We start from the raw sequence: 25,124 nt of genomic DNA, 5'->3' as shown, positions 1-25,124 counted from the left end.
GGACCCGGCCGGGGACGCGGAACGCCCCGCCGGCCGTGTGGCCGACGGGGCGCTCCCCTGGTTCCGTGCTTACTTGATCGTCAGGTACGCGTTCTGCCAGCGCACCTTGCCGTCCTTGTCCCAGCCGCCGGCCAGGACGCGCTTGCCGCCCTTGGTGGCGTTCGCCGGGATCTGGATGGCCGAGGCGAACGTGCCGTCCGCCTTCGCGGTCGCGCCGCCGACCCGGACCTTCATGCTGCCCGAGTACAGGTAGAGCCAGACCGACTCGCCCGGCTTGAAGCCGTAGCCGGTGATGGTGGTCCGCGAGTTGCGGTACAGGACGTACCCACCGCTGCTCGACAGGCCGCCACCGGCGGGCGAGATCGCCGGCCACACGATGGTCGGCAGGGCGGCGTCCGGCGTACCGGTGACACCCGTGGACCAGTCGCCGTTGACCGCACCGTTGACCGCGCGGACCGTGACCGTGTACTGCGTGCCGCCCATCAGGCCGCGGATGGTGCAGACCTTGTTCTCGGCACCGACCGCGGCGCACCAGAACGACTTGCCGGCGGCGACGGCCATCGCCTGGTACTTGGTGGCACCGGTGACGCCGTTCCACTCGACCCGCAGGCCCTGCGCCACGTTGGTCACCTTGACGTCGGCCGGGATGCCCGGCTTGCCGCCCGGCACGGTGCCCGGGCCGTCGATGGTCACCTCGGAGCTGCCCGCGGCGGCGGTGTTCGCCCAGATCATGTACTTCGTACCCGCCGTGGCGGTGTCGAAGGTGCACTCCAGCGGGGTGGCCGAGGCCAGGATCTCGCAGGAGTTACCGGCCGGGTTCGACTTCACCGTGTAGCTGGTGATGGCGAGCGCGGTGCTGGTCGGCGGCTTCCAGGAAACCTTGACCTTGCCGCCCTCGACGGCCTCGGCCTTGGCCTCGGTGACCGGTCCGGGCGGACCGGCGACCACGGCGCTGCTGGTCACCGTCTTGGAGTCGTCGTTACCGGCGACACCCAGCGACTTGATGGCGAACGTGTAGCTGGTGCCGCTGGTCAGGCCGTTGACGGTGCAGCTGACCACGTCGTCACTGGAGACGTAGGCCGCGGTGCAGGTCTTGCCGTCCGGCGTCGAGGTGACCGTGTAGGACGCGATACCCGCGCCCAGGTCGGCCGGCCGGCGGAAGCTGACCTTGACCGCGCCCGCACCGGCCGGCGTGGCACCGGCGAGGTACGGGATGCCCGGCGCACCGGTGGCCGAGGTGACCTTCTCGCTGTCCGAGTAGTAGTTCGGGTCGGAGGAGAGCGCCCGCACCCAGTAGGAGCGGGTGCCCGGCGCGCCGACGATGTCGTACTCGCACTCGGTCGACGTGGCGCTCACACCGGTCAGCTTGTTGCAGGCGCCCGAGATCTCGCCGTCCGCGCTGTTGTACACGCGGAGCGAGTCCACCGGCACCTGGTTGCCGGTCGGCAGCGCCCAGGTGACCTTCACCGTGTCGGTGTCGACCGGCTCGACCTTGACGCCGGTCGGGGCGGCCGGACGGCCGACCACGTCGTAGGAGTCGGTGTAGTTCGTGGTGGTACCACTGATCACACCGCCCTGCGCCTTCACCTTGAACTTGTAGCTTCGGCCGGCCTCCAGACCGGTGATGCCACAGCTCGGCGTGGTGATGTTCTGGCAGGTGTCACTGACCGACTTGACGGTCGGCGACGCCTCCACCGAGTACAGCCCCGACGGGTAACCCTTCTGCGCGGTCGGGTTGTTGACCGGCGCGGCCCACTTGAGCAGGATCGCGGTGCCGGTCATCAGCTCCGGGTTCGAGATCACCGGCATCGACGGCGAGCCACCGTAGTAGGTGGTGGCCGCCGCGTCCGAGCCGCCGACCGCGTTGTTCGCGACGACGCGCACGGTGTACTGCTTACCGTCCACGAAGCCGGTCACCGGGCAGTTGGTGATGACGTTGCCGCACGAGTAGGTCGGGTCGGCCGTCAGCGGGTCCGCGGTGGTCTCGGCGACGGTGACGGTGTAGTCCACCACCGGGCCGCCGGACGTCGCGGGCGTCCACCAGACCTCGCCGTCGTGCGTGGTGCCGACACCGGCGCTGTCCGTGGTCGCGTTCACGATCACGTCGAGCGGCGCACCCGGCCGGCCCGGCGTGAGCGCCGGGGACGCGGCCGAGGACGTGATGCCGGTGTCCCCGCCGCCGATGGCGTTCACCCAGAACTTGTACGACTTGGCCGGGTCGAGCCCCTCGACCACGCAGGACGTGCCCGAGGTGGCGCAGCCGCCGCTGGCCGGCGTGGTGGTGACCGTGTAGGACGCCGCACCGGCCGCGGGCAGCCACTGCAGGTCCACCTTGCCGGAGCCGGTGACCGTCGGGTAACCCATGGCCCAGACCGGCTTCTCCGGCGGGCCGGGCGTCGCGGTGGTCGAGGCGTTCGCCGAGGTGCCCTTCGACGTCTCCTCGGCGGTCTCGTAGCCGGCGACCGTCACCGAGACCGTCTTACGGGGCTCGAGGCCACCGATCAGGCAGCTGGTCGTGGTGACGTTACAGGTGGCCGTGTCACCGTCAGTGTCCGTCGCGGTGGCGATGTAGTGGTGGACGGTCGCGCCCGGGATCGCGTTCCACGTGACCCAGACCGATTCCTGCTTCGGCGTGACGGTCACCCCGGTGGGGGCGGCCAGCGCCGCGGCGGCCGGTGCCGCCAGCAGGGTTGTAGAGAGAGCACCCGCGAAGGCCACAGCGCCGAGACGGGCGCTCAAACCTTCCCGTGGTGCCCAGCGTGAGCGCGTTGCGCGCTCGCCGCCATGGACTATCGACATTCTTCCTACCCCCGTGTGGGTGCGGCCGGCACCTGAGTTGACCGGCGGAGACTCTCCGTAAGGTAAGCCAGCACAGAGGGTGATTGTTGGCGTTTCGCGCATATCGGTCGTGACTTGCGCTGCCGAGTCCCGATTTGGTCACATCACGACGGTTCCGGCCCGCTTCTACCAGGCGGTCCGGCCACCATCGACGACAACGTTCGCACCGGTCACATACGTCGATCGCGGCGAGGCCAGGAACAGCAGCGCGGTCGCCAGCTCGGCCGGCTCGCCCACCCGGCCCAGCGGCGTCTGCGCGCCCAGCCGGCCGACCAGGCCCGGGTCCGCGCCCGGCCCGGGGAACGCGCCCGGGGTCAGCGTGTTCACCCGCACGCCCAGCGGGCCCAGCTCCGCGGCCGCGTACCGGGCCAGCTGCACCACGCCGGCCTTGACCGCGCCGTAGTAGGGCGGGTTGCCCGCGGCCGGGTCGTCGTAGACCGGACGCGGGCTGACCAGGCCGTACATGGACGACACCGCGATCACCGACGGCGACCCGTCCACCGCGGCCTTGCACAGCAGGTCGCGGGTGGCGGACAGCAGCCGCTGGAACGCGGTCAGTGCCAGGTCCGCCGCCTCCGCGTAGTCCGCGGACGAGGCCGTGACCAGCGAACCGGCGCGGCCCACGTGCGCCGCGTGCACCAGCACGTCCAGTCGTCCGGCACGGTCCCGCAGCGCCGCACCGAGCGCGGTCACGGCCGCGTCCGAGGTCACGTCGCAGACGAACGGGTGGCAGCCGGCCACCGCGTCGCCGGAGCGGGACACCGCCCACACCGTCGCGCCGGCCGCGGCCAGCACGGACGCGAACGTGCGGCCGAGCCGCCCGGTCGCGCCGGTCACCACGGCGGTGCGGCCGCTCAGGTCGAACAGATCGGTCACGGCGTCCATCGGCTCGGGTCGAGCAGCTCCAGCGGCACGTTCGGCAGCACGGACAGCACGTGTGCGCGCTCCGCCCCGGACAGCGGCGACCGGGACGCCAGCATCGCGTTCGCCCGCAGCTGGGCCTCGGTGTCCGCGCCCACCACCACGGACGTCACCCAGGGCAGGCCCAGCACGTACGCCATGCACAGGTCCGCCCGGTCCGCGCGGCCCAGCTCCAGCGCGACCCGGTCCAGCGTCTCCACCACCGTGTTCCGCGCGGCCGGGTCCAGGTGCGGCCAGCGCACCATCCGGCCCGCCACCAGCAGCCCCTGCAGGTAGACGCTGCGCACGGTGACCACCAGGTCCGGCCGCTCGGCCAGCGTGTCCGCCAGGTCGGGCGCGAGCCACCGCCGGTCCAGCACGTTGCACGGCAGCTGCACGTAGCCGAGGCCGGGCAGGCGCAGCACCGCACGCAGCTCGGCCGGTGACTGCACGCTCACGCCGACGCGTTCGGCGAGCCCGCTCTCCGCGTACCGGCGAAGGGTCTTCCAGGCGGCGCCGCCGACCGCGAGCGCGTCCGCGGCCCGGTGCAGCAGGATGGTCAGCGGTTCGCCGAGATGCTCGGCACTGCGCGCCACGCTGGTGGTGACCGCCTGCGCCAGCGACGACTCGCAGCTGGCCACCGCGCCGAGCGGCGCGACCTTGGTGACCGCGCGTAGTCCGGCACCGGCCGCGCCGATCCGGCGCTCGCTCTCGCCGTACGCGCGGGCCGTGTCCACGTGCGTGATCCCCAGGTCGGCGGCCGCGTGCAGCAACGCCGCGGCCGACGCGTCGGTGGGACCACCGGTCGAGTTCGCGATGCCGTAGGCGCCGCCGAGCTGAGCGCCGCCGAGCACGAGCGCCGACTGCCGATAGCCGCCGCGGTCTCGCACGGGCAGCGCTGCGCGCAGGTCCGTCATGCACTGACCAACGGTGAAGTCACCGAACGGGTGCGCGACGCGTTGGGCACTGCGGAAACGTCGCCGTCGAGTCCCGGGAGCGCTGGGCCTGCCCATGCATCACGCGAACTACTACTACGGGCATGCGCACGTACTCGCCCGCTACTGCGGCCTCGCCGACCCGGCGCACCCGCCGCGGATGCTGGGCTACCTGCAGCACGGTTGGAACATCGGGGACGGGCTGGCGCCGGGCGTGCCGTTCGTGGACGGCAGCCCGCTGTTCGTCTGGTCCGAGGAGACCCGCCGCCGCGCGGTGTCGCAGGGCCGCCGCAACGTGATCGCGATCGGGTCGCCGTTCGCGTACCTGCACGAGCTCGAACCCCCGGCCGGGACGGAGCGGGACGGCACGATCTTCTACCCGTTCCACGGCTGGGAGGGTCAGCAGGTGCTGGGCGACCACCAGCGGCTGATCGACGAGGTGAAGTCCGTCGAGGACGGTCCGGTCACCGTCTGTCTGTACTGGAACGAGCACCGGGTCCGCGGCGTCCGCCGGCTCTACGAGCGGGCCGGCTTCCGGGTGATCTGCCACGGCTACCGCGGCTTCTGGTGGCGCGACCACGACCGTGAGTTCCTGGTCCGGCAGCTGGGCGAGCTGCGCCGGCACCGCCGGGTGGTGTCCAACCGGCTGTGCAGCGCGATCTGGTACGGGCTGCTCACCGGCGCGGACGCGGCCGTCTACGGCGACCCGATGGTGCTGGAGGACGGCGACATGACGTTCGGCGGCGAGCCCCGGCTGCGCCGTCAGTGGCCCGAGGTCTACGGCTACGCCACCGACCGTGAAACCTGCCGAGCCCTGGCCCGCCGGGAGCTCGGCGCCGACAATCTGGCCCGGCCGGCGGAGCTGCGGAGCATGCTCGGCTGGTCGGCGCCCCTGGAGAGGTGCGCCTGATGTCCGACCGCCCCGCCGCTCTGCTGCCCGAGCCGGCCCACGCGGCCCCGGAGCCGCCGATTCCGGGCCAGATCAACCCGGCCGCGGCCGCACTGGCGAACCTGACCCGGATCGGCGGTGAGATGTTCGCCTGGTCCGATCCCACGGCCGGCTGCGGCGGCGCGCTCCGGTACCTGCTGCGCACGCTGGTGCCGGCACCCGGCGCGCCGGTGCTGGTCGCCGGCCCGCACCACGACGAGCTGATCACCGTGCTGCACGACGCGGGCGCGGCCGTGACCTGCCTGGTCCGGTCGCTGGGCGACGCGGAGGCGCTGGCGCTGCGGTTCCCCGCGGTGACCGTGCTCTGCGGCGGCGCGTCCCGGCTGGACCCGATCACCCGTTACGCCCTGGTGGTCTGCCTGGACGGCTTGGAGCGGCTGAACTCGGCCGAGGGCACGCCGCTGACCGACGACGACCTGCTGGCCACGCTCGCGAAGGCGGTCGCGCCGGACGGCACGCTGGTGCTCCGGCACGAGAACCCGCTCGGCGTGCACACGGCCGTGGAGCTCGACCCGGGCGCCCGGGAGCGGTCCGACTCGGCCTGGTACCCGCCGGGTTCGGCGGCCGACCGGCCGGCGTCGCTGGCCGAGCTGACCACCCGCCTGGCGATCTTCGGGCTGCACTCCACCGCCGGCTACGCCGCGTTCCCCACGCCCGGCAATCCCACCGTCCTGATCGGACCGGGCCTGCTGGGCGAGGTCGGCGCGCCGCTGCGCGGTCCGGTGCAGGCCGTGCTGGCCCGCGCGTTCACGGACGCCTACCGGGACCGGCCGGTGCTCAGCGACCCGCGCCGGATCGCCGGGCGGGCGCTGCGCGCGGGTGCGGAGGCGGTGCTGGCCCCGGCCTGGGTGACCGTGTCCCGCGCGGCCGGCGAGGTGCCGTCGCACGCGCTGCTGGCCGGCGACGCGGACGGGCCGCACGCGTACACGCTGACGCCCGCGGACTGGGGTGCGACCGCGACCACGCTGGTCCCGGCGGACGAGTCGGTGCGCCGGGGTGGCCTGCGCCGGGTGAACGGCGCGTTCCCGGTGCCCGCCGGCGTGGTGCTGGAGGAGCGGCTGCTCGGACTGTGCGCGCGCGCCGACCTGGTCGGCCTGCGCACCGAGCTGCGCCGGCTCGCGGCCTGGCTGGACGGGCAGTCCCGGGACGGCTGGGTGAGCGGCCCGATGGCGCTGGCCGACGCCGGTGAACTGCTGGACGACGGCGCCCAGCTCGGCCTGGCCCCGCCGCGCTGGTCGCCGGATCGGCCGGTGCCGGTGGAGACGGTGCTGACCCGGGTGGCGTGGCGGTTCGCCGCGCGGCTGATCACGTCCGGCCAGCCGCACCCGTGGCCGATCACCAGCAGCGCCGTGGACCTGACCGGGCTGCTGCTCGGCATGATCGACCGCACGCTCCGCGCGGACTCGCTGCGCGCCGCGATCGAGCTCGAACTCGACCTGTCCGGCCTGCCGCTCGCCGAGCGCGACGGCCGCCGCCGGGAACTGCTGGCACTCGCGCCCGGTGCCGCCACCATCGACGTGCCCGGCTACCGCGAACTGGCCGAGGCGCTGTGGCGGCAGCGCTACCAGGTCAGCCACCTGCTGGCCCAGATGGAGTGGACCGAGCAGATCATCCGCTCCCGCGACCTGCACCTGTCCAAGATGGACTGGGAGATCCAGCTCTACCGGAAGTCCTGGCCGGGCCGCTTCCTGATGGTCGCGCGCAGCGGCTACAAGCTGGTCCGCAGCGACACCCGCAAGCTCTCCAAGAAGATCAGCAAACGCCGCGCCGCCGCCCGCCGCGCCAAGCGCGACCTCGCCTTCCCGCAGCCCGGCGACGTGATCTGACCGGGCCCGGGGCGGAGTCCGGTTCTCGAACTCCGCCCCGGGCGGAAAACCCTTCAGAAGCCGCTTTTCCCGCTTCCGGCGTGGCCGGGTTCCGAGTGCTCCCGCGGGCACCGGTTCCGCGGTGGCCGGTCAGGACCTGATCGTGGTCCGGGTGGTGAACTCCTCCAGCAGGTCGTGGCCGTCCCAGACCGGGGCGAAGGAGAGCGCCTGGCCGAACGGCACGATCCGGTCCAGGCCGCGGCCGGGGATCGCGGTGACCAGCTCCCGCAACTCGTCGCCGGTGAAGCCGAAGTGGCTCAGCGTCTGGTCGCGCGGGGTGATCAGCGGTGCCAGGTCGCGCAGGGCGTCGAGGCGGGCGACCGCGACCACGCCGGTGCCGAGCCAGTCGCGGGGCGGCTCGGCGCCGTCCGCCAGGTGCAGCCAGGCCAGCTCGTTGCTGGGGAAGCGCACGCCGGCGGCCCGGCCGTCCGCGGCCAGCCCGTACGTGCGGATCCGCTTCTCCACGGCCATCGCGGCGTCGACCGTCCAGCCGCGACGGTGCACGGCGTCGGTGAGTTCCCGGCAGAAGCCGTCCAGCGCCTTCTCCGCGTCCGCGGCCGGGCCGGTCACGTAGAGCGTGCGCGGCGACGAGCAAGCCGCCTGGTCGAACCAGTAGACGTCGTTCGCGTAGCCGTCCGCGGCGGCGCGCTGCGCGTCACCGGGCGCGGCCAGCCAGCCGGCCGCGGACAGCACCGCGAACGACGACCGGTCCGGGAACGTCAGGTCGCGGGCCAGCGGGTGCAGCGGGTACCGGCGCAACTCCGTCACGCTGGCGTCGCCGCCCCAGAGCACGCGCAGGTCACAGGCGGCGGACAGCTCCGCGGTGAGCGCGTCGTCCCGGCCGTAGGAGACCATCCGCTGGGTGCGCGCGATCACCGGGTCGGCGTCCGCGAGCGCGTCGTTCAGCGCGGCCAGCACGGTGTCCGCGGCACCGGCGGACCGGCTGGACAGGCGCACCACGTTACGGTTGCCGGCCAGCGCGCTCAGCGCCCAGGAGTAGACGAACACGGTGTCCACGTTGGCCGGTGGCACGTGGAACACCAGGCCGCGCGGGCGGCGTACCGTGTGCGGGTCGGCCCTTCGCAGGTGGGCGGCGGTCCGGGCCAGCTCGGCGCGGCGCAGGAAGAAGCCGAGCGAGCCCAGCTCCGGGTGGGCGCGCGCGACGGACGGCGCGAGCAGCCGGGCGGAGAGCGCGCCGAGGAAGCCGACCACGCGCGGGTCGCCCACGGTCAGCGCGTCCTCGGCCGGCAGCAGCCCCTCGGCGGTCGCCGGGAAACGGACGATCACAGCGCGGCCCTCCCCTGTGCCGGTACGGCGTAGACGTCACTGCAACCGCGCGCCTCGGCCCGCGGCAGCCGGCCGAGCACCTCGAACCGCTTGCCCGGCCAGACCCCGTCGTCGACGCCGTGCACCACGCCGAGGTCCTCGGTGAGCAGCACGTTGCCCGGGTACGACGTGGGCAGCGTGCTGACCAGCTCGATCAGGCCCGGCGTGCCGGCCGGCTGCTCGGCCCAGGTGCGCGGATCCCGGATGATCACGTCGGCGAAGTCCGGGCAGTACAGGCCGCCGCCGTCCGGCCCCTCCAGGAAGACCGTGCCGATCTGCTCGACCATGCCGTAGAAGTTGTGGATCCGCCGCAGCCCGGTGTCCGCGGTGAACCGGGACCGGAACTCGGCCGGCGACACCGCCTGGTCCTGCAGCTTCTTCCACCCACCGGAGTGGACCAGCACGCCGTTGCTCAGGTCCCAGCCGCGATCCCGGGCCAGCTCGTAGAGATGCAACCAGACCATGAAGGTGAACCCGAAGATCAGGAACGGCCGGTCGCCGTGCTTGCCGAGGAACGCCTCGACGGTGTCCGGCTCGACGGCGCCGTCCGCGTCCAGCGCCCACGCGTGGTCCCGGCCGAAACCCATCATGCCGAGCACCCCGGCGCCGCGCGCGGAGAACGTGCGCCGGTCGGCCAGGATCGCGCGCGTGTCGACCAGCAGCATCGGCAACCGGTGCGGGCCGAGCACGGTCTGCATGGTCCGGGACAGCATGCGGCTCTGCGCGGCCGCGGCGTGCTGGTCCAGGAAGATCCGGCTCGGCGTCCCGGTGGTCCCGCTGCTGGTCAGCGTCTTGAAGACGGCCGCGTCCGGGATGCTCTTCAGCGCGTGCGTCTTGAACATCCGGACCGGCAGCCAGGGCAGCTCCTCGATCCGCTGATAGCGCCGGCCGGAGTCGTGCCCGATCGCGTCCATGATCTGGCGGTACGGCGGGCAGCCGGCCCGGTGCGCCGTCAGCCGCTCGACGATCTCCGGCAGCAGCCGTTCCTCCTTGGCCGGCTGTGTCAGCCGGAAGACCTCCGGCGCGCCCAGGGTGTCGGTCGGCACGCGGTCACCCCCGTCTCTGAAGCTCGTTGACCCTCGGGGCTGTTGCCCCAGGAGATGAAACGAGAGCGGGAGCGACACGGATGCGGATCGTCGGAATCGTCCAGGCCCGGATGGGCTCCGAACGGCTGCCCGGCAAGGTGCTGCGGCCGCTCGGGGAGCGCAGCGTGCTCGCCTGGGTGATCCGCGCCGCGCGCGCCGCCGGCTGCCTCGACGACCTGATCGTCGCGACCAGCGACCGCCCCGAGGACGCGGCCGTCGCCGCCGAGTGCGCCACGCTGGGCGTACGGGTGTTCCGCGGCCCGGCCGAGGACGTGCTGACCCGTTTCGTGGGCGCGCTGTCCGGCGTGCTGCCCGCGCAGAGCCGCGGAGTCGACGCGGTGATGCGGTTCAACGCGGACTGCCCGCTGCTCGACCCGGACGTGATCCGCACCGCGGTCCGGCACTTCGCGGCCTCGCCCGGCCTCGACTACCTGAGCACGTCGCTGCACCGGGTGCTGCCGCTCGGCACGGACGTGGAGATCGTCTCGGTGGACGCGCTGCGCCGCGCGGACCGGCTCGCGACCGGGTTCCACCGCACCCACGTCACCTCGTACGTGTACACCCATCCGGAGGACTTCACGGTCACCGGCATCGCGCTGCCGCCGGACCGATCCGGGCTGCGCGTCACGCTGGACACGATCGAGGACTGGCGGCTGATCGAGGCCGTGGTCACCCACTTCGGCGACCGGATCATCGGGGTGGCCGAGCTGTCCGCCTGGCTGGACGCGAACCCGGACGTCCGCGCGCTGAACGGTGAGGTGCGGCAGAAGGCGCTGGCCGACCGGTGACCGCGGTCGGGCTGCGCTGCGACGCGGGCGTGACGATGGGCGTCGGCCACCTGGTCCGGTGCCTGGCGCTCGCGGAGGAACTGCTCGCCCGCGGCTGTCGGGTGGTGCTGCTCGGCGACGTCGGCGCGGTGCCGTGGACCGCCCGGGAGATCGACCGGCTCGGCCTGCCGGTCGTCGCCGCACCCGCGGACCCGGCCGCGCTGGCGCTGACCGCGTGGCGGCTCGGCCTGGACGCCGTGGTGATCGACTCGTACGTGACGGACCCGGACTGCGCGGCCGCGCTGCGCGCCGACGGGGTCACGGTGCTGGCGATCGTCGACGGCGACCTCCGCGGCCAGTCAGCGGACCTCTACCTGGATCAGAACCTGGACGCCGAACTGTCCGCACCGCCGCTCCCGCCGGGTGCGGTCCGGCTGGCCGGGCTGCCGTACGTGCTGCTCCGCGACTCGGTCCGGTCCCGCCGCCCGCCCGCGCCCCGGCCGCGGCCGACCGCCGGTCCGCCGTCCGTGGTCTGCTTCCTCGGCGGGACCGACCCGGCCGGCGCGGCGCCGGTGCTGGCCGTGATGCTGGCCGAGACCGGGGTGCCGCTGGACGCCACCGTGGTCTCCCCGGCAACAGCGCCGAGCGTGCCGGCCGGGCCCGGGCAGACCTTCCGGTTCGTGCCGAACACGCCGGACCTGCCCGCGCTGCTGGACCGCGCCGACCTGGTGGTGTCCGCGGCCGGCACGTCCACCTGGGAACTGCTCTGCCTGGGCGTCTGCCCCGCCCTGGTGACGGTCGCGGACAACCAGCGGCTCGGCTACGACGCGATACTGGCCCGCGGCCTCGGCTTCGGCCTGGGCGCGGTCGCGGACCTGCCCTCCCCCGCCGCGCTGCGGACGCTGCGCACGGCGCTGACCTCCCCGGAACGGCGGCACGCCCTGGCCGCACGCGGCTGGGCCGAGGTCGACGGCGACGGCCGGGTCCGCGCCGCGGACGCGCTCCTCACGGCCGTCGCCACCCGCCCGCCACGCTGAACCCGCCTGCCGTCACATACCCACCCACATCGGACGCCGGCCGGCTTTGCTCTGCTCACCGGCCCACAGCGGGCGCCGCGCTCGGCACGGGCCCCTTCGCTCTGCTTACCGGCGCCGTCGGGCATCAGGCGCGGCGCCGGGCCGATTTGCTCTGCTTACCAGCGCAAAGCGGGCACTTCGACCGCCCCGAGACGCGTTCCAGCCGCACCGGACGGCAGGCGCGGCGCAGGTGCCGCTCCACCCTGCTTACCGGCACAAACCGGACGCCGAGTGGGCCGATTTGCTCTGCTTACCACGCCGCGACCGGGCTGCCGAACCCCCGAGTCGCCGCCTCAAGGGCGGCCCGCCGGACGCTTCGAGGCACCGCTCCGCCACCGGGCCGCAGCGTCGTCCCGGTGCGGTCGAGGTCGCACCGCCCACCCGGACCGCGCCGGGCGTCGCACCACCCACCCGGACCGCGCGGGGCGTTGGGTGGATCTCCGGGACGCCGCGGTGGGGATCAACCGTCGGACATTTGCCCCGGAACGGGCGCGGAGGTGATGGTAAGCAGAGCAAACGGCCGCGCGAACGCGACGGGCTCGGAGCGGGCCGGGTGCGACCCGCTCGTACCCCGTGGGAAGGGTTTGGGTCTTCAGGCGCGGGAGCCGAGGGCCTGGTTGATCGCGCGGCCGAGTGCGGCGATGACCAGGGAGACGCTCGGCCGGATGGTGGACTCCTCCATGCTCACGCCGCCGCCGAAGCCGGCGCCGGACGCGATCTCCTCCAGGCGCTTGTGTGCCTGCTCCAGGGCCTCGTTGTCCAGGCCGAGCGTGGGCTCCATGCGCGTCGCGGCGAGCAGCGTGGCCAGTGCGGCGGTGCGCTCGTCGGGGAGGGACTGGCCGGTCAGCGCCTCGGCGAGGCGGGCGCGGATGCCCTGCTCGTGGCTGTGGTCGGCGGTCGGGTAGCGGTGCAGGTGGATCACGCCGCCCATCGCGGTCTCGTCCACGTCGCGCACCACGCCGCGCTCGACCAGGTCGGCCAGCACCCGGTCGCGCAGGCCGTGCCGGAGGCGCTGCAGCCAGGACGAGGACGTGTGCGGCGTGTCCGAGTCGATCTTCGCGAGGACCGCGTCGAGGATCGAGTCGCCGACCGGGGTGTTGTCCTTCACCACGAGCGAGTCGCCCGACATGGTCAGACGGCCCACCAGCGCCAGCTCCACCAGGACCGCCGCGGCCATGCCGAGGTCGAGCGCGATCCGCGACCCGACCGCGCGCCCCGACTTGTCGTCGTACGCCAGGACCAGCAATTCCTCGGGCAACGTAATGGGAGCCATGGCCATGACCATAGTGGCCGCCCCCAAGAGCGCGGTAGGGGCTGGCTAGGGTGATGCCGGTGCAGGCCATCATCGCCACGCTGGGCTACGTGTTCTCCGCCGACCGGCGGGAAGTTCTCATGATCAGACGGGACGCGCGCCCGGACGACGTGCACTTCGGGTACTACAACGGCCTCGGCGGCAAGCTCGAGCCGGACGAGGACGTGGTGTCCGGAATGCGACGCGAGATCCGGGAGGAGGCCGGCATCGCCTGCGACGCGCTGGACCTGGCCGGGACGATCTCGTGGCCCGGTTTCGGACGCGACGGGGAGAACTGGTTCGGCTTCGTCTTCCGGATCACCGAGTGGTCCGGCACGCCGCTGGAGTCGAACCCGGAGGGCACGCTGGTCTGGACGCCGGTCGAGGACGTGCTGGCCGGTGCGGTGCCGATGTGGGAGAGCGACCGGCACTTCCTGCCGCTGGTCTTCGCGGAGCGGCCGCGGGTCTTCCACGGCGTGATGCCGTTCGCCGCGGGCCGGGCGCTGTCCTGGAGCTACTCCGACTGACCACCGGTCGGGGCGGGCCCGGGGTCGCCGGAGCCCGCCTCGACCGCGGTGCGCTCAGAAGCGGGGCATGCCGCCGAACTGGCGGTCGCCGGCGTCGCCGAGGCCCGGCACGATGAACTTGTGCTCGTTGAGCTTCTCGTCGATCGACGCGGTGACCAGGCGCAACGGCAGACCGGAGGCGCGCAGGCGCTCGATGCCGGGCGGCGCGGCCAGCACGCACACCACGATGATGTCGGTGCAGCCGCGGTCGGTCAGCAGGCGGCAGCAGTGCTCCAGCGAGCCGCCGGTGGCCAGCATCGGGTCGAGGACCAGCACCGGGTGACCGGTGAGGTCGACCGGGAGCGACTCCATGTACGCCCGGGGCTCGAACGTCACCTCGTCGCGGGCCAGGCCGACGAAGCCCATCGACGACTCGGGCAGCAGCGCGAGCGCGGAGTCGGCCATGCCCAGCCCGGCGCGCAGCACCGGCACGATCAGCGGCGGCTTGGCCAGGCGGGTGCCGGACGTGGGCGCGACCGGCGTCTGCACCGGGAACTGCTCGACGTCGAACGTGCGCGCGGCCTCGTAGACGAGCATGGTGGTGAGCTCGGTGAGCGCCGCACGGAACGCGGCCGAGTCGGTGCGCGCGTCGCGCATCGCGGTCAGCCGGGATTGGGCAAGGGGATGATCAACGACGAGTACGTCCACGGTCGTTCAACCTACCGGCAGCGGCCGACGCGAACGAGTAGACCTCACACATCGTCTCCGCGTACGCCGCCGGAGTGTGCCGCGCGGCCTGCACGGCCGCGGCCGCGCCGATGGTGCGCGCCCGATCCGGGTCGGCCAGCAGGTCCAGGACCGTGTCGGCGAAGTGTCCCGGCTCCGGGCGGGCGAGCACGGCGGCGCCGCCGAGCGGGCCCTGGCCGTGCAGCACCTCGTCGCACATCACCGCGGGCACGCCGGCCAGCGCGGCCTCCTGCAGCACCAGCGCCTGGGTGTCGGACAGCGACGGGAAGACGAACGCGTCCGCGGTGCCGTACGCGGCCGCGACCACGTGCGACGGCTGCTCGCCGGCGACCGTGATCCGGTCCGCGGCCGCCGGGCCGGCCGCCTCGATCAGCCCGGCCAGCCAGCGACGCTCGAAGACCGCGCCGACCAGCACCAGCCGGGCGTGCGGGTCACGCGCGGCGATCCTGCCGAAGCTCTCGATCAGCAGGTCGACGCCCTTCTCCCGGTTGACCCGGCCGACGAAGAGCAGCACCCGGTCGGACTCCGCGATGCCGTGCTCGGCGCGGAACGCCGCGACCGCCTCCGGTGTCGTGGGCCGCGCGGCCACCCCGGTCGGGACCAGGAAGATCCGCTCGTCGGGCACCGGCAGCGTGATCCGGTTGAGCGCGGCGCGGGTCGGCACGATCACCGCGTCCGCGTCACCGAGGAGCAGCCGGTTGTAGTTGTCGACGGCCTCGTGCCGGCTGCTGATCCGCTCCGGCGCGATCCGGGCCGGGCGCCGGCCGGTGGCGCGGCGGGCCACGCTGGCGGCCCGGCCGGCGACGCTGGCCGCACCGCTGGCGGCGCGCCCGGCCACCAGGCGGGTGCGCGCGGCGGCGCGGCGGGCGTAGCGGACCGCGCGCGGGCCGGTGACCGGGAGCAGGTGCGGGTCGCGCACCGGCACGCCGAGGCGGCGCGCGTAGAGCTTGGTGATCGCGTTCAGCGCGCTGGCCGGGACCCGGTAGGCGTCCGCGTACGCGTGCAGGTCGGTGTGATACGTGTGGATCATCGGCAGCCCGAGCTTGCGCGCCGCGACCACGCCGAGCAGTCCGATCGTCCCCGGCGTGTGCACGTGCACGATGTCCGGCCGGAACGCCTCGATCTGGTCGAGGGTGGCGCTGGCCCCGGTCTCCCGGAGCAGCCAGGGCGACAGTCGCAGGTTTGCCACCCCGCACGGCAGGGCACGCAGCGTCAGCAGATTGTCCTCCGCCACCTGGTCGGGGTGCCGGGGCACGATGGTCATGCCGGGGTGACCCTGCTCGGCGAGCGCGGTGGTGAGCGTCCGGATGGACGTGATCACGCCGTCGCGGCGGGGCAGGTACGTATCGGAGAAGTGCACTACTCGCACAGCGAGAGACAATCGGAGCCGTCGGTCAACGTCAAGTGTCAATTACCTCTCAGAACGATGAAGACTGCCTATCCGGCCGTGATTGATCATGAAACGTGAGACCTGCGTAGACTCCGGGTCATGACGGTTTCACCGAGTGCCCTCGCGGACGTGGCCCGCTCGGAGGCCAGCCTGCGGGCGTTCCTGCACGGCCTGCCGGGCGTGGACAAGGTCGGTGCCGACCAGCGCGCGGCCGTGCTCGGCACCCGTTCGATCAAGACCTCCGCCAAGGCGTGGGCAATCGATCTCGCCACCCGAATGGTGGATCTCACGACGCTGGAGGGTGCGGACACCCCCGGCAAGGTACGCAACCTGTGCCAGAAGGCACTGCACCCGGGGCACGGCGCGCCCCGGGTCGCCGCGGTCTGCGTCTACCCGGCCATGGTGCCGGTCGCGCACGAGGTGCTGCGCGGCAGCGGCGTGCACCTGGCCAGCGTGGCGACCGCGTTCCCGTCCGGGCAGGCCCCGCTGAGCGTGAAGCTCGCGGACACCCGGGCCGCGGTCGAGGCCGGCGCGGACGAGATCGACATGGTGATCAACCGGGGTGCGTTCCTGTCCGGCCGCTACACCGAGGTCTTCGAGGAGATCGTGGCGGTCAAGGAGGCGTGCGGCGACGCGCACCTGAAGGTGATCCTGGAGACCGGCGAGCTGGTCACGTACGACAACGTGCGCCGCGCGTCCTGGCTGGCGATGCTGGCCGGTGGCGACTTCATCAAGACCTCGACCGGCAAGGTCCCGGTCGCGGCCACGCCGCCGGTCACGATGATCATGCTGGAGGCGGTCCGTGACTTCCTGGCGCAGACCGGTCGCACGGTCGGCGTGAAGCCGGCCGGTGGCATCCGCACCACCAAGGACGCGATCAAGTACCTGGTGCTGGTCAACGAGACGGCCGGCGAGGCCTGGCTGGACCCGGACCGGTTCCGGTTCGGCGCGTCCACGCTCCTCAACGACCTGCTCATGCAGCGCAGCAAGCTCGCCACCGGCCACTACACCGGCCCCGACTACGTCACCCTGGACTGAAGCCATGGCAGCCTTCGAGTACGCGCCCGCACCCGAGTCCCGGTCGGTCGTCGAGATCAAGCCGTCCTACGGCCTGTTCATCGACGGTACGTTCACCGGCCCGCAGGACGGCGGAGTGATCAAGACGGTGAACCCGGCGACCGAGGAGGTCCTGTCCGAGGTCGCCGAGGCCGGCGAGGCGGACGTGGACCGTGCGGTGGCCGCGGCCCGGTCCGCGTTCACGCACGTCTGGGGGCCGATGCCGGGCGCCGAGCGGGCCAAGTACCTGTTCCGCGTCGCCCGGCTGCTGCAGGAGCGGGCCCGCGAGTTCGCGGTGCTGGAGTCGCTGGACAACGGCAAGCCGATCCGCGAGTCGCGCGACGTCGACGTGCCGCTGGCCGCCGCTCACTTCTTCTACTACGCCGGCTGGGCGGACAAGCTCGGTTACGCCGGGTTCGGCCCCGCGCCGGCCCCGCTCGGCGTGGCCGGCCAGGTCATCCCGTGGAACTTCCCGCTGCTCATGCTGGCCTGGAAGATCGCGCCGGCGCTCGCCGCGGGCAACACGGTGGTGCTCAAGCCGGCCGAGACCACCCCGCTGACCGCGCTGCTGTTCGCGGAGATCTGCCAGCAGGCGGAACTGCCGGCCGGCGTGGTCAACATCGTCACCGGCGCCGGCCGGACCGGGCGGTACCTGGTGGCGCACCCCGGGGTGAACAAGGTCGCGTTCACCGGCTCGACCGCGGTCGGCCGGGAGATCGCCCGCGCGGTGGCCGGCACGTCCAAGCGGCTCACGCTGGAACTGGGCGGCAAGGCGGCGAACATCGTGTTCGACGACGCGCCGATCTCCCAGGCGGTCGAGGGCATCGTCGACGGGATCTTCTTCAACCAGGGGCACGTGTGCTGCGCCGGGTCGCGGCTGCTGGTCCAGGAGTCGATCGCGGACGAGCTGATCGAGTCCCTGAAGCGGCGCATGTCCCAGCTGCGGGTGGGCGACCCGCTGGACAAGAACACCGACGTCGGCGCGATCAACTCCGCCGAGCAGCTGTCCCGCATCGCGGAGATGTCGGACGTGGGCGAGTCGGAGGGCGCCACGCGCTGGTCGCCCGCGTGCGAGCTGCCGGACCGCGGCTACTGGTTCCGGCCGACGCTGTTCACCGGCGTCTCGCAGGCGCACCGGATCGCGCAGGACGAGGTGTTCGGCCCGGTGCTGTCCGTGCTCACGTTCCGCACCCCGGCCGAGGCGATCGAGAAGGCCAACAACACGCCGTACGGACTGTCCGCCGGCATCTGGACCGAGAAGGGCTCGCGGATCCTCGCGGTCGCGGACCGACTCCGGGCCGGCGTGGTCTGGGCCAACACGTTCAACAAGTTCGACCCGGCCTCGCCGTTCGGCGGTTACAAGGAGTCCGGTTACGGCCGCGAGGGCGGTCGCCACGGCCTGGAGGCGTACCTCGATGTCTAGCCACACCCCCAGCCAGAGCGCGGAGGCCGGTGTGCGGTCCGGCTCGCGTCTTGCCGTGCGCAAGACGTACAAGCTCTTCATCGGTGGAAAGTTCCCGCGCAGCGAGTCAGGGCGGACCTATCCCGTGAACGACAGCAACGTCGCGCTCGCGTCGCGCAAGGACCTCCGGGACGCGGTCGTCGCCGCGCGCAAGGCCTTCCCCGGCTGGTCCGGTGCCACCGCCTACAACCGCGGCCAGGTGGTCTACCGGATCGCCGAGATGGTCGAGGCCCGGCGCAAGGAGTTCAAGGCGCTCGGCGTGCCGGCCCACGAGGTGGACGCCGCGGTCGACCGCCTGGTCTGGTACGCCGGCTGGAGCGACAAGATCGCCCAGGTGCTCGGCGGTGCGAACCCGGTCGCCGGCCCGTACTTCAACATCTCCGCCCCGGAGCCGTCCGGCGTGGCCGGCGTGCTCGCGCCCGTCGACTCCGCGCTGCTCGGGCTGGTGTCCACGGTCGCGCCCGCGATCGTCACCGGCAACACGGTCGTGCTGCTCGCCGCCGAGGCCCACCCGCTGACCGCGATCACCGTCGCCGAGGCGCTGGCCACCTCCGACGTCCCGGCCGGCGTGGTCAACGTCCTCACCGGCCGGCCCGCCGAGACCGCGCCCTGGCTCGCCGCGCACGCCGACGTCAACACCCTGGACCTGGCCGGCGCCGACCCCGACCTGGCCGCCACCCTGGAGACCGCCGCCGCCGACACGCTCACCCGCGTCCTGCGCCCGGCCCCCACCGACTGGTTCGCCGACCCCGGCCTCCGCCGTCTCAAGGCCCACCTCGAGACCAAAACCGTCTGGCACCCGAAGGGGATGTAGCCCGCACGCTCGGGGCAGCGAACGGAGGCGCCGATGACTACGCTGCACCTGCCCGATGCCGAGCGACAGAAGTCGACGCTGACCGATCTGGAACAGAACGGTCTCGGCTGACGCCGCCCGATGTACTACGGGCGGTAGGATTGCGGTGTGATACGGCTGGGTGACCTTGAGCGTGCGGTGATGGACGTCCTGTGGGACGGGGCCGGCGGGGGTCACACGGTGCGGGACGTGGCGGATGCGCTGAAGGACCGCGGGCTGGCGTACACGACCGTGATGACGGTGCTGGACCGGCTGGCCGGCAAGGGCATGGTGGAGCGCGAGCGCGCGGGCCGGGCCTGGAGCTACCGGGCGGCCGCGGCGCGCGAGGCGTACATCGCGCAGCTCATGCTGGACGCGCTGGACCTGGCCGGGAGCCGGGACGCGGCGCTGGTGCGGTTCGCCCGGTCGGTGAGCGGGACCGAGGCCGAGGTGCTGCGCAGCGCGCTGTCGGACGAGGCCGGAGGCGGGCAACGATGATCCACGCGCTGCACTTCGCGGGCGGGGCGCTGCTCGCCTACCTGACCGCGCGGGTGCTGGCCCGGGCCCGGTGGACCTGGCGGATCCCGCGCGTCGCGATCGTCTCCTGGCAGCTGATCGGGTTGGGCTTCGGGCTGAGCGCGATCGGCGTACCGCTGGCGCTCGGTCTGGTGCCCTATGACGCGGCTCCCGGCACCGCGCTGCGCATGCTGGCCGCGGACCTGACCGGTGGGCGGCTGCCCGCCGGGCTGGGCGTCGGGCATCTCGCCGCGATCGCGGTCAGCCTCGGCATCGGCGCCACCCTGATCGGGACCACGATCAACAGCCTGGTCCGGGCGGTACGGGCCCAGCGCCGCCACCGCGACCTGCTGACCCTGGTCGCCCGGGACGATCCGGCCGCGCCCGGCGCGCTGGTGCTCGACCACCCGAGCGCGGCCGCGTACTGCCTGCCCGGCCTGCACCCGCGCGTGGTGGTCAGCGCCGGCACGCTGAGTCTGCTCGACCGCGCGCAGCTCGCCGCCGTGCTGGAGCACGAGCGCGCGCACGCGGACGAGCGGCACGACCTGGTGCTGCTGCCGTTCACCGCGCTGTGCCGGGCGCTGCCGTGGGCGGGCTGGCTGCACGCCGCGGCCGCGATGGTCGCGCTGCTGGTGGAGATGCGCGCGGACGACCGGGCGCTGGACAAGCACGCGGAGGGGCCGCTGGCCTCGGCGCTGCTCCGGTTCGCCGGGGCCGGGCCGCGACTGACGCCGAGCGGCGCACTGGGCGCGGCCGACCGGGACGTGGAGGCGCGGGTGCAGCGGCTGCTGGTGCGCCGCCGGCCGGCCCGGGTCCGCGGCGCGGTGACGCTGGCCGCCGCGACCATGCTGGTCGCGCTGCCGATCTCGCTGTTCCTCTCGTAGGACATCCGGTACTCCCCCTCCGGGAGAAACCCGATCCCATATGTAGCGTTCCTACATGTAGCCTGTGGACACGACGGAGCCACGGGGGAGGACGCGCGGATGGACGCGGTCGAGTGGGCACGGGTGCAGTTCGGCGTGACGGCGGGAGTGCACTTCCTGTTCGTCCTGGTCACGCTCGGCCTGGTCACGCTGCTGGTGGCGATCGAGGCCGCCTGGGTGATCACCGGCCGCCCCGGTGCGCGGCGCGCGCTGCGCTTCTGGGGCACGCTCTACGTGATCAACTACGTGGTCGGCATCGCCTCCGGAATCGTGCTGGAGTTCCAGCTCGGGCTGAACTGGAACGGCATCTCCCGGGTCGCCGGCAACGTGATCGGCGCGCCGCTCGCGATCGAGACGCTGGTCGCGTTCGTGCTGGAGTCCACGCTGCTCGGGCTCTGGATCGCCGGCTGGCACCGGGTCCGGCCGTGGGCGCACCTGCTGCTGATCTGCGGCGTCGCGCTCACCGCGTACCTCTCGGTCTTCTGGATCATGGTGGCCAACGCCTACCTGCAGAACCCGGCCGGTCAGCGAATCCGCCCGGACGGCACGGCCGTGCTGACCGACCCGGGCGCGCTGCTGACCAACCCGGCGCTCACCCTCGCGCTGGTGCACGTGGCCGGCGCCGCGCTCGCCTGCGGTGGCTTCCTGATGGCCGGCGTCTCCGCCTGGCACCTGCTCCGCCACCGGGCCACCGCGTTCCGCGCCACCGCCCGGCTCGGCCTGCTCACCGGGCTCGGCGGGCTCTACCTCAGCTTCAACTCCGGCTGGGCACAACTCGGCCCGGTCGGCGCGGTGCAGCCCACCAAGTACGGCGACGAGGCCGAGAAGCTCGCGGCCGCCACCGGCTTCGCGGCCCGGTTCGGCGGGCAGCCCGCCGACTACCTGCCGCCCGGGTGGATCGACATCCCGTACGAGATCATGCAGTTCACCGCGTTCGGCCTGGGCATCTTCGTCTACCTGCTGCCGCTGCTGTTCCGCGACCTGCTGCTGCGCCGGCGCTGGTCCCTGACGCTGCTCGTCTGCGCCGCGCCGCTGCCGTTCGTGGCCGCGATCTGCGGCTGGCTGCTGCGCGAGGTCGGCCGCGCGCCGTTCGCGATCTACGGCCTGTCGCCGGCCGCGGACGCGATGACGCCGCGGACGCCCGCGCTGGCCGCCGCGTCCTGCCTGCTCTTCACGGTCCTGGTGGGCGCGCTCGGCGTCCTCAACTGGACGCTGCTGCTCCGCGTCGCCGGCCGCGGCCTGGACGACCCACCGCTCGGCCGGCCGGCCGACACCGCCGCCGAACCCACCCCGAAGGCGCTGGTCTGACCCATGTTCTGGATCCTGCTGCTCGGCGCGCTCCTCACCGCGTACCTGACGGCCGCCGCCCGTGACTACGGCCCGGCGCTGCTCGGCGACCGCGGCCCGTTCGACCCGCACTTCTTCGGCCGTCAGGTCTGGCTGGTCGCCACCGCCGGGCTGCTCCTCGGCGCGTTCCCCGCGCTGGAGGGCGAACTGCTGGCCCGGCACGCCGCCGTGGTCACCCCCGCGCTGGCCGGGACCGTGCTGGCCACGGTCGCGATCCCGCTGCGCCGCCGCCGGCTCGCCGCGCTCGGCTCCGCGGTCGCGGCCGGCGGCTGGGGCGGGCTGCTCGGCGCGCTGCTCACCGGCGAACCGGCCGGCATCGCGGTGCTGGCCACGACCGTGCTCGCGCTGACCGCGGCCCAGGGCGCGGCCCTGCGGGCCGACACCACGAACACCACCCGAATCGCTCTGCTCACCCTGGGTGTCGTCACCGCCGGTGCCGTCGTGGTTGCGACCATCGCCACGGTACGGATGGACACTCCCACCACGTACGCCGGGCTGCTCCTGCTCGTGGTCCTGATGGGCGCGCTCGCGGTGACGGCAGCGGCCGCGCGACGGCACCGGTGGCGGCTCACGCGGGCCGGCATCGCGGTCGCGCTCACCCTGCCGGTATTCGTCGTCGGGCTGCTGACCTGGCCCTATGCGTTGATCCCGGAGCCGGACGGCAGCGGCGGCGAGACCTGGCGGCACACGCTCGCGGACCCGGCCACGCTCCGGCTGCTGACGTTCGCCGCGCTGCCCGCGCTCCCGCTCGCGCTGCTGGCCCACCTGGCGGGAACACGTTCCCGGCGAAGTCAGGTAGAAGGTCACTCGCAGGAGTTCGGCCGGCTCTGGTTGACTTGACCGCGATGCGCCCGTTCGATCCCCGCCTGCTGCGGCGAGTGCCCGCGACCCGGCGCCACCTCGCCCTGCTGGGTGTGTTCGGGGTGGCCGCCGGGATTTTGATCATCTCGCAGGCGACCGCGCTCGCGGCCGCGCTGACCGCCGCCTGGCAGGGCCGGCTGGACACCACCGCACTCGCCGCGTTCGTCGCGATCATCGTGCTGCGCGCGGGCCTGACCTGGGCACAGGGCGTCGTCGCGGCCCGCAGCGCCGCGACCGTGAAGGCGGCGCTGCGCGCGGAACTGCTCGGCGCGGTCGGCGCACGCGGGCCCGGCTGGCTCAGCGGGCAGCGGGCCGGCGAGATCGCCACACTGGCCGGCCGCGGGCTGGACGCGCTGGACAACTACTTCACCGGCTACCTGCCGCAGCTCATCATGGGCGTGACCGTGCCGGTCGCGGTGCTGTCCCGGCTGGTCTTCGCAGACCTGACCTCGGCCGTCACGATCGCCGCGACGCTGCCGCTGATCCCGGTCTTCGGCGCGCTGCTCGGCTGGCAGGCCCAGGCCGCGACGGAGCGGCAGTGGCGGCGGCTGTCGATGCTCGGCGGCCACTTCCTCGACATGGTCGCCGGCCTGCCCACGCTGCGCGTCTTCGGCCGCGCGCGGGCCCAGGTCGAGGTCGTCCGGCGGATGGCCGACGGCCACCGGATCGCGACCATGAAGACGCTGCGCATCGCGTTCCTCTCCGCGCTCGCACTCGAACTCGTCTCCACGCTCTCGGTCGCGCTGGTCGCGGTGCCGGTCGGCCTGCGCGTGCTGGACGGCGCGCTCACGCTCCAGGTCGCGCTGCTGTTGCTGCTGCTGGCGCCGGAGGCCTACCTGCCGCTGCGCGCCGCGGGCGCCCGATTCCACGCCAGCATGGAGGGCCTGACCGCGCTCGACGCCGCGTTCACGCTCTCCACCGTGCCCACCGCGCCGGCCACGGACGGCCCCGGCACCGCTTCCACCGACCCGGTCCCCGCCGGTTCCGTTCCCGCCGGCCTGGCTTCCGCCGGTGTCGCTTCCGCCGGTGCTTCCGGTAGCTCCGCTCGCTCCCGGCCTTCCTCCGGTGGCGGTGTCACTTCCCGCGACACCGCGGCCGGCGGGATCACCGACGACGGCACCGTTGCCGGCGGTGTCACCCTCGGCGGTGCCGTTACCGGCGGGATCGCCTCCGGCGGCGCTGCTTCCCGCGGCGCTGCCGTCGGCGGGGCTGCTTCCGGCGGTGCCGCCCTCGGCGGGAGTGCTTCCGGCGGCGGTGGCGCCTCGATCGGTGGAGGCATTTCCCGCGGCGCGTCCGCCGATCGGGCGGCGGTCGCCGAGGACGGTGCTGTCGGTGCGCTCTCCGGTGGCGCCCGGACGTCCGGCTCGGCCGCCGGCGGTGCCCGTGGGACCGGCACCGGACGGTTCGCGGCGACGCGGCCGGCACCGACGGCGTTCGACGAGATCGTCTTCGAGGACGTCACCGTCGCCTACGACCGGACGGTCGCGCTGCGGGACGTCTCGCTGACCGTGACCGCCGGCGACCGGATCGCGATCGTCGGCCCGAGCGGCGCCGGCAAGAGCACGCTGCTCGGCCTGCTGCTCGGCTTCGTCACCCCGGTTTCCGGCCGGGTCCTGGTCGACGGCGTCGACCTGGCCACGATCGACCCGGAACAGTGGCGCCGCCGGCTCGCCTGGGTGCCGCAGCAGGCCCACCTGTTCGCCACCACCATGGCCGGCAACATCCGGCTCGGCGCACCGGACGCCCCCGACGCCGACGTCGCCGCGGCCGCGAGCGCCGCGCTGCTCGACGACGTGATCGCCGGCCTCCCCGACGGACTGGACACCCGCCTCGGCGAACGCGGCCACGGCCTCTCCAGCGGCCAGCGCCAGCGGGTCGCGCTGGCCCGCGCGTTCCTGCGCGCCGACGCGCCGCTGCTGCTCCTGGACGAGCCCACCGCCCGCCTGGACGGCGGCTCCGAGGCCGCGGTCCTGGACGCCAGCCGCCGTCTGGTGACCGGCCGCACCGCCCTGCTGGTCGCCCACCGCCCCGCACTGCTCGCCGAGGCAGGCCGCATCCTCCGCATCGAGGACGGCCACCTGACCGAACTCCCCGCCCTGGTGACGACATGACCCCCACGCGGCCCGACCCCGACAACCCGGCCACCGCCGGAGACCCCGCCCCGGCCGGCGCAGCCGGCAGCGTCCCGGCGACAGCCGGTGAGGCCGACGTCATCCACCCGCCGACCGGCACCGGCGGCGACTCCGGTGGCGGTGCACCTACCGCGTTCGGCAGCGCCGACGGTGATCCCGGAGCAGCCGGCACGGCCGGTAGCGCACCCCGAACAGCCGGCACGGCCGGTGACGCACCCCGGACAGCCGGCACGGCCGGTAGCGCACCCCGAACAGCCGGCACGGCCGGTGGTGTGGCCGGGACAGCCGGCACGGCCGGTGGTGTGGCCGGGACAGCCGGC

21 protein-coding genes are annotated in these 25,124 nt (G+C 73.7%); 13 read left to right on the top strand and 8 right to left on the bottom strand.

Annotation, left to right across the window (positions count from 1 at the left end; genetic code table 11):
• Positions 1–69: 69 nt before the first annotated feature.
• The 3 genes from J2S44_RS22630 to J2S44_RS22620 all read right to left on the bottom strand — a co-directional run bounded on the left by J2S44_RS22630 (position 70) and on the right by J2S44_RS22620 (position 4,655).
• The gene (locus tag J2S44_RS22630; protein WP_310417409.1) at positions 70–2,718 is read right to left on the bottom strand and encodes a fibronectin type III domain-containing protein; all 2,649 of its coding nucleotides are present in this window, start codon (positions 2,716–2,718) and stop codon (positions 70–72) included.
• Between the two features lie 246 nt (positions 2,719–2,964).
• Positions 2,965–3,714, bottom strand: coding sequence for an SDR family NAD(P)-dependent oxidoreductase (locus J2S44_RS22625; RefSeq protein ID WP_310417406.1), 750 nt, complete (start codon positions 3,712–3,714; stop codon positions 2,965–2,967).
• Complete coding sequence (locus J2S44_RS22620) at positions 3,711–4,655, bottom strand: aldo/keto reductase (protein ID WP_310417402.1); 945 nt, start codon at positions 4,653–4,655, stop codon at positions 3,711–3,713. Before J2S44_RS22620 ends, J2S44_RS22625 begins: the two co-directional genes overlap by 4 nt.
• Positions 4,656–4,749: 94 nt before the next feature.
• On the opposite strand from J2S44_RS22620, the gene J2S44_RS22615 reads away from it, so the two are divergent.
• Together J2S44_RS22615 and J2S44_RS22610 are read left to right on the top strand one after the other, a co-directional pair.
• Positions 4,750–5,583, top strand: coding sequence for a hypothetical protein (locus J2S44_RS22615; RefSeq protein WP_310417400.1), 834 nt, complete (start codon positions 4,750–4,752; stop codon positions 5,581–5,583).
• The gene (locus J2S44_RS22610; RefSeq protein ID WP_310417396.1) at positions 5,583–7,448 is read left to right on the top strand and encodes a serine/threonine-protein kinase; all 1,866 of its coding nucleotides are present in this window, start codon (positions 5,583–5,585) and stop codon (positions 7,446–7,448) included. The genes J2S44_RS22615 and J2S44_RS22610 overlap by 1 nt, the downstream gene beginning before the upstream one ends.
• Positions 7,449–7,577: 129 nt before the next feature.
• Here J2S44_RS22610 and J2S44_RS22605 read toward each other — a convergent pair whose 3' ends face one another.
• Both J2S44_RS22605 and J2S44_RS22600 read right to left on the bottom strand, forming a co-directional pair.
• Positions 7,578–8,774 (bottom strand): acyl-CoA reductase, encoded by a 1,197-nt coding sequence (locus tag J2S44_RS22605; RefSeq protein ID WP_310417392.1) that lies wholly within the window; start codon positions 8,772–8,774, stop codon positions 7,578–7,580.
• A complete protein-coding gene (locus tag J2S44_RS22600; protein WP_310417389.1) occupies positions 8,771–9,859 on the bottom strand; it encodes a LuxE/PaaK family acyltransferase in 1,089 nt (362 codons plus the stop codon). Before J2S44_RS22600 ends, J2S44_RS22605 begins: the two co-directional genes overlap by 4 nt.
• Positions 9,860–9,939: 80 nt before the next feature.
• Between J2S44_RS22600 and J2S44_RS22595 the strand changes: the two genes are divergently transcribed.
• Both J2S44_RS22595 and J2S44_RS22590 read left to right on the top strand, forming a co-directional pair.
• Entirely contained in the window at positions 9,940–10,686 is a 747-nt protein-coding gene (locus tag J2S44_RS22595) for a cytidylyltransferase domain-containing protein (protein WP_310417386.1), read from the top strand.
• A 35-nt stretch (positions 10,687–10,721) separates the two neighbouring features.
• Positions 10,722–11,702, top strand: a complete 981-nt coding sequence (locus J2S44_RS22590; protein ID WP_310429862.1) for a PseG/SpsG family protein — start codon at positions 10,722–10,724, stop codon at positions 11,700–11,702.
• Positions 11,703–12,333: 631 nt separating this feature from the next.
• Here J2S44_RS22590 and J2S44_RS22585 read toward each other — a convergent pair.
• Complete coding sequence (locus J2S44_RS22585) at positions 12,334–13,014, bottom strand: GOLPH3/VPS74 family protein (protein WP_310417383.1); 681 nt, start codon at positions 13,012–13,014, stop codon at positions 12,334–12,336.
• 59 nt (positions 13,015–13,073) lie between these two features.
• Here J2S44_RS22585 and J2S44_RS22580 point away from each other — a divergent pair, with 59 nt between their 5' ends.
• On the top strand, positions 13,074–13,559 hold the full coding sequence (locus J2S44_RS22580) for an NUDIX hydrolase (protein ID WP_374727893.1): 486 nt from the start codon (positions 13,074–13,076) through the stop codon (positions 13,557–13,559).
• 54 nt (positions 13,560–13,613) lie between these two features.
• Here the strand turns inward: J2S44_RS22580 and upp are convergent, their stop codons facing one another.
• Entirely contained in the window at positions 13,614–14,246 is a 633-nt protein-coding gene (gene upp / locus J2S44_RS22575) for a uracil phosphoribosyltransferase (protein ID WP_310417377.1), read from the bottom strand.
• Positions 14,227–15,654: a glycosyltransferase gene (locus J2S44_RS22570; RefSeq protein ID WP_310417374.1), complete on the bottom strand. Its 1,428-nt coding sequence runs from the start codon at positions 15,652–15,654 to the stop codon at positions 14,227–14,229. Before J2S44_RS22570 ends, upp begins: the two co-directional genes overlap by 20 nt.
• Before the next feature lie 120 nt (positions 15,655–15,774).
• On the opposite strand from J2S44_RS22570, the gene deoC reads away from it, so the two are divergent.
• The 8 genes from deoC (at position 15,775) to J2S44_RS22530 (ending at position 24,783) form a co-directional block, all read left to right on the top strand.
• Positions 15,775–16,713 (top strand): deoxyribose-phosphate aldolase, encoded by a 939-nt coding sequence (gene deoC, locus J2S44_RS22565; RefSeq protein WP_310417371.1) that lies wholly within the window; start codon positions 15,775–15,777, stop codon positions 16,711–16,713.
• A 4-nt stretch (positions 16,714–16,717) separates the two neighbouring features.
• Positions 16,718–18,154 (top strand): aldehyde dehydrogenase family protein, encoded by a 1,437-nt coding sequence (locus tag J2S44_RS22560; protein ID WP_310417368.1) that lies wholly within the window; start codon positions 16,718–16,720, stop codon positions 18,152–18,154.
• Positions 18,147–19,007 (top strand): aldehyde dehydrogenase family protein, encoded by an 861-nt coding sequence (locus J2S44_RS22555; protein WP_310417366.1) that lies wholly within the window; start codon positions 18,147–18,149, stop codon positions 19,005–19,007. The genes J2S44_RS22560 and J2S44_RS22555 overlap by 8 nt, the downstream gene beginning before the upstream one ends.
• A gap of 147 nt (positions 19,008–19,154) precedes the next feature.
• On the top strand, positions 19,155–19,523 hold the full coding sequence (locus J2S44_RS22550; RefSeq protein WP_310417363.1) for a BlaI/MecI/CopY family transcriptional regulator: 369 nt from the start codon (positions 19,155–19,157) through the stop codon (positions 19,521–19,523).
• Entirely contained in the window at positions 19,520–20,425 is a 906-nt protein-coding gene (locus J2S44_RS22545) for a M56 family metallopeptidase (protein WP_310417359.1), read from the top strand. The genes J2S44_RS22550 and J2S44_RS22545 overlap by 4 nt, the downstream gene beginning before the upstream one ends.
• Before the next feature lie 99 nt (positions 20,426–20,524).
• Positions 20,525–21,772 (top strand): cytochrome ubiquinol oxidase subunit I, encoded by a 1,248-nt coding sequence (locus tag J2S44_RS22540; protein WP_310417356.1) that lies wholly within the window; start codon positions 20,525–20,527, stop codon positions 21,770–21,772.
• Between the two features lie 3 nt (positions 21,773–21,775).
• Positions 21,776–22,651, top strand: coding sequence for a cytochrome d ubiquinol oxidase subunit II (locus J2S44_RS22535; RefSeq protein ID WP_310417353.1), 876 nt, complete (start codon positions 21,776–21,778; stop codon positions 22,649–22,651).
• 5 nt (positions 22,652–22,656) lie between these two features.
• Positions 22,657–24,783, top strand: coding sequence for an ABC transporter ATP-binding protein/permease (locus J2S44_RS22530; protein ID WP_310417350.1), 2,127 nt, complete (start codon positions 22,657–22,659; stop codon positions 24,781–24,783).
• The last annotated feature ends 341 nt before the right edge of the window (positions 24,784–25,124 follow it).

It is taken from the genome of Catenuloplanes niger (assembly GCF_031458255.1).
In the GTDB taxonomy this organism is placed as follows: domain Bacteria; phylum Actinomycetota; class Actinomycetes; order Mycobacteriales; family Micromonosporaceae; genus Catenuloplanes; species Catenuloplanes niger.
The sequence above is the reverse complement of the archived record's forward strand: the minus strand, read 5'-3'. Positions and strand labels throughout refer to the sequence as shown.